Source organism: Pseudomonas sp. (assembly GCF_030696055.1).
Classification (GTDB): domain Bacteria; phylum Pseudomonadota; class Gammaproteobacteria; order Pseudomonadales; family Pseudomonadaceae; genus Aquipseudomonas.
Map to the genome: position 1 here is coordinate 1 of NZ_JAUYNP010000006.1, position 4,273 is coordinate 4,273.

Genomic DNA, 4,273 nt, shown 5'->3' on the forward strand with positions numbered 1-4,273 from the left:
CCGAGCTTCGCCAACACCTGGGTAGCCGCCAAGCCGTAAGGCGCCGCTGTGGGGTTGGCGATGGCCAGGTGCTGAAACTGGTTGGCCTGGAGCACCGCGGCGCTGCCGTCGATATAGCCGGCCTTGGCCGACCACAGCACCAGGCGGCCGATGGCATAGGTAAAGCGCGAGCCGGACACGCCGAGGCCCTCGCTCTCCAGCTTGGCCGGGGTGCTTTCGTCGGCGGAGAAGAACAGCTCGAACGGCGCGCCATGGCGAATCTGCGCATAGAGCTGGCCGGTCGCGCCGAAGGCGGCAACCAGCTTGTGCCCGGTGTCCTGTTCAAACTCGCCGGCGATGGCCTGGATCGGTGCGCTGAAGTTGGCGGCTACCGCCACCTGTACTTCCGCCGCCCGGCTAGTGGCGCTAACCAGCAGGCCGGCGCACAGCGTCAGCAGCGCCTGGAGCGTGAAATGCTGCATCGGGCGACTCCTTGTAATCGAATAAGGGCTGATCGCCCTCAGCTTTTGCCATTCGCTATATACCTTCGGATATAGCGAATGGCAAGCAAACGCCAATACGTTCATCTTCGTCAGTGGCTATTACAAGATCAGTCAGAACCTCTGCGCGCAGCGCACGGCAGGCGTTTAGAGCGCCACCTGGTTGCCAGGCAACCAGACAGCGCCCTAACTGGCTGGCCCTAGCGGAACGGCGGCTCGTCGAAGCTGCGCAGCTTGCGCGAGTGCAGCGAGTTGAGCTGGCTGCGCAGCAGATCCAGCGCGGCGATGCCGATATGCAGGTGCTGGGTCACCGCGCGCTCGTAGAAGGCCCCGGCCGCGCCCGGCAGCTTGATCTCGCTGTGCAGCGGCTTGTCCGAGACGCACAGCAAGGTGCCATAGGGCACCCGCAGGCGATAGCCCTGGGCGGCTATGGTGCCGCTTTCCATATCCACCGCCACGGCGCGGGACAGGTTGATCAGCGGCCGCTCCTGGGCCCAACGCAGCTCCCAGTTGCGGTCGTCGTAGGTCAGTACGGTGCCGGTGCGCAGGCGCTTCTTCAGCTCATCGCCCTGCTCGCCAGTCACCTGTTTGGCGGCCTCCTGCAGCGCCTGCTGCACTTCGGCCAGGGCCGGCAACGGGATATTCGGCGGCAACACCCGGTCGAGAATGCCGTCGCGGCGCATATAGGCGTGGGCCAGCACATAGTCGCCGATGGTCTGCGACTGACGCAGGCCGCCGCAGTGGCCGATCATCAGCCAACAGTGCGGACGCAGCACGGCCAGGTGGTCGGTGATGTTCTTGGCGTTGGACGGACCGACGCCGATATTGACCAGGGTGATGCCGTGGCCGTCCTCGGCCTGCAAGTGGTAGGCCGGCATCTGGTAGCGGTGCCAGATGACGTTTTCGATGATCGCCTGCATCTCGCCTTCGGCCATGCCGCGTTCGACCACCACATTGCCCGGCAGCACCATGCGGGTGAAGCGCGACTCGCCCACCAGCATATCCAGGCCATAGCGGATAAATTGGTCGACATAGCGGTGGTAGTTGGTCAGCAGAATCCACGGCTGCACATGCCGCCAGTCGCTGCCGGTGTAGTGCACCAGACGGCGCAGGGAAAAATCCACCCGCGCCGCATCGAACAGCGCCAGCGGCAGCGGGTCGGTATTCTCCCAGTCGTACAGGCCATCGGCGGTGCCATCGGTGGCGGCCGACAGGTCGGTGCTGGGGAACACCCGCGCCAGCTCGGCGGCGGTCACCCCGGAGCCGGCCAGCTCATCGCCCTGCTCGACCACATAGGGGTAGGGAATATTCTGCTGACTGACGCCCACTTCCACGCACAGGGTGAAGTCGTTCATCAACGGGCGCAGCTGCTCCAACAGGTATTTGCGGAAGGCCGCCGGGTGAGTGACGGTGACGCTGTAGGTGCCCGGCACCTGCACCTTGGCATAGGCACGCACCGTGGTCGGCACCTCGCCCTGACACAGGTAGGTCAAACGCAATTCGGGGTAGCGAAATTGGCGCTGCTGCGCGGCATCCGGCTTGATGCGCTCCTTGAGGTAGCGCTTGAGCGCCTGACTGAGGGCGCTGGTCGCCTGTAGATGCAAGGCGGCCAGACGGTCGACCGCCTCTTCGGCGGTGTGGGCGACAACGAAGTCTTCGGAACAAGGGCTCACGATTCGCATTCCTGGCTGAACAGACAGGCTCTATCTTGCCCTGATCACGCCGCCCAGGCATAGCATCTTGCACAGGCAGCCCAGCCCCCGCCCAAGCGCAACAGCCCGGTGATGCCAACCTAGCCTGGATGCAAATTCTCGATGCCCTACCCGGATTGCATCCAGGCCCAGCAACGTAGCCCGGATGCAATCCGGGAGCGGTGTCAGCCGTTAGATATCCCCGGATTTCATCCGGGCTACAGAATCGCGCCGCCTGAGCGACCTTGGCCGCGATAAGCGAGAGGGGCGCAGGGCATCCAGCGCGGCGCTACTTCATCACCTTATGCCGGTTCTTCAGATTGACCTGGTACCACAGCAGCTTCAGGCCGTTGTAGTCGCGCTTGGACAGCGCGCGCAGAAACACCAGGCGCTCGAGCATCTGCGGGTCATCGATGCGCGCCGCCTCTATCTCTTCCGCCGAGAGATAGCGCCGGGAATTGAAGTTGACCGGGAAGGTGGTGGTCTTGCGCACCACCACCTCGGCCTGCTTCTTGGCGCTGATAAAGAAGTTGATGTACTCCTCGGCGATCCGCCGCAGCAGCGGCTTGTTACGCAGGTGTTGGGTGATGGCCCAGACATCGATCCAGCCACTGGCGCCCTCGTCCGGCACGGTCAGCTTCCAGGTTTCGCCCATTGTCTTGACCTCGGCCAGACCGCCGCCCCAGCCGGCGCCGAAGGCCAGGCCCTTGAGATGGCCGCCATGGGACTCGCCGGCCCATTGCACCTTGGAGTTGTCCGCCAGCGCCTGCAGCCGCTTGATGATGGCCGGGGTATTGAACTTCTCGAGATCGAACACCTCGTCGCGCTTGACCCCCTCCATCAGCGCGGCGACCACCACATTCTCGCCCCCCGGCGAGGTGCCATTGATGCCGTAGCGCCCGGCGTATTGCGGGTCCCAGAAGATGCTCCAGCTGCGCGGCGGCTCCTTGAACACCTGGGTGTTGTACAGGATGCCGTAGGGCCCCCAGGCGTAGGGCACGCCATAGACGACGCCGTCCTGGCGAATATCGGGCAGGTCCTGAAAGTACTGATAGAGCGAGGTGAAATTGGGGATGTGTTCGAGGCGCAGGGGCAACACCAGGCCTTGCTTGATCATGTTCCACTTGAAGTGCTTCAACACACTTTTCGAGGGGGAGATCAGGTCCGCCTGCTCGGACTCCTGGCTGGAGCGGGCGGCCTTGAAGAACTCATCCTCATCCGCCACCTCGCGGATGCGGAAGGTCAGGTTCACCCCATACTTGCCTTGGATATAGGCCTTGAACTGCGCCACATCCTCAGGCGGCGCATAGCGCCCCCACACCAGCAGGCGCAGCGCCATGTCCTCGGCCGCACCGGCGCAGCTGGAGAAGATGGCCAACCACAAGAAGCACGCTAGCCGGAGCATCGCCCACCCTAAATCTGACTCGTACAGTGACGCTGTGCGGGCCGGCCACAGCGGCCTTAGCGCAACATCGATAGCCACTAAGACTAGCAGGCAGCTGCTTATTGCATTGCCGCGCTTCAGCGCAGCAGCCGGGCCAGATCCTCGGGCACGGGCTGCGCGGTCAGCGGGCCGACCCGGCGGGTGCCGGGATTGCCCAGGGGATAGAGCCCCAGCAGCGAACCCAGGCTACCGGGCACACGCAGCAATTGCGCCAGGCATTCGGCCCAGTCGCGCTGCCGCCAGGCCCAGGCCAGCAGCCACAGGTGGCTGCGCAGATGCTCGCTAAACCGCCGCTGGCCGAGGATATGCGCGCGCTCCAGGTGATAGAGCTCGGCCGCGGGATCGAGGCCGCGCTGCGAGCGGGCCAGTTGGTACTCGTGCTGGAAGGCTTGTTGGCGGTTCATCTGCAACTCTCCTGAAGGGGTTCGCCGTCAGTCTGCGAGCGCGGGGCGGCCCCCAGGTCAAGCGCCAGGGTCTACTCTGATGGACAACCGCCGCCTGAGAACCCTGGCATGCCTCGTTTCCTGACCATCTGCCTGCTCTGTTTGATGCCCACTGTCCTGCTCGCCGCCGAGCTGGATGGCCGCTACCTCGCCACCCTGGACGGCCTGCCGGCCGAGATGATCCTGCACAGCCAGGGCCAGCAGGTCAAAGGTCAA

Annotated in this window: 4 protein-coding genes; all 4 read right to left on the reverse strand. The window is 64.5% G+C overall.

The window, feature by feature from the left end; all coding sequences use genetic code 11:
- Positions 1-461, reverse strand: a 461-nt coding sequence (modA, locus tag Q8Q83_RS00280; RefSeq protein WP_305620111.1) for a molybdate ABC transporter substrate-binding protein, incomplete at its 3' end; no start/stop codon positions are given.
- Between the two features lie 218 nt (positions 462-679).
- A complete protein-coding gene (gene amn / locus Q8Q83_RS00285; protein ID WP_371132332.1) occupies positions 680-2,161 on the reverse strand; it encodes an AMP nucleosidase in 1,482 nt (493 codons plus the stop codon).
- A gap of 298 nt (positions 2,162-2,459) precedes the next feature.
- Positions 2,460-3,575 carry a PotD/PotF family extracellular solute-binding protein gene (locus Q8Q83_RS00290; protein ID WP_305620115.1) on the reverse strand — a complete coding sequence of 372 codons (1,116 nt, stop codon included), beginning with the start codon at positions 3,573-3,575 and terminating at the stop codon, positions 2,460-2,462.
- Between the two features lie 116 nt (positions 3,576-3,691).
- Complete coding sequence (locus Q8Q83_RS00295) at positions 3,692-4,018, reverse strand: DUF3703 domain-containing protein (RefSeq protein ID WP_305620117.1); 327 nt, start codon at positions 4,016-4,018, stop codon at positions 3,692-3,694.
- Between the last annotated feature and the right edge of the window lie 255 nt (positions 4,019-4,273).

Coding starts and splice junctions, on each gene's coding strand:
- Q8Q83_RS00295 (WP_305620117.1), bottom strand. CDS start 4,018: ATGAACCGCCAACAAGCCTTCCAGCACGAGTACCAACTGGCCCGCTCG.
- Q8Q83_RS00290 (WP_305620115.1), bottom strand. CDS start 3,575: ATGCTCCGGCTAGCGTGCTTCTTGTGGTTGGCCATCTTCTCCAGCTGC.
- amn (WP_371132332.1), bottom strand. CDS start 2,161: ATGCGAATCGTGAGCCCTTGTTCCGAAGACTTCGTTGTCGCCCACACC.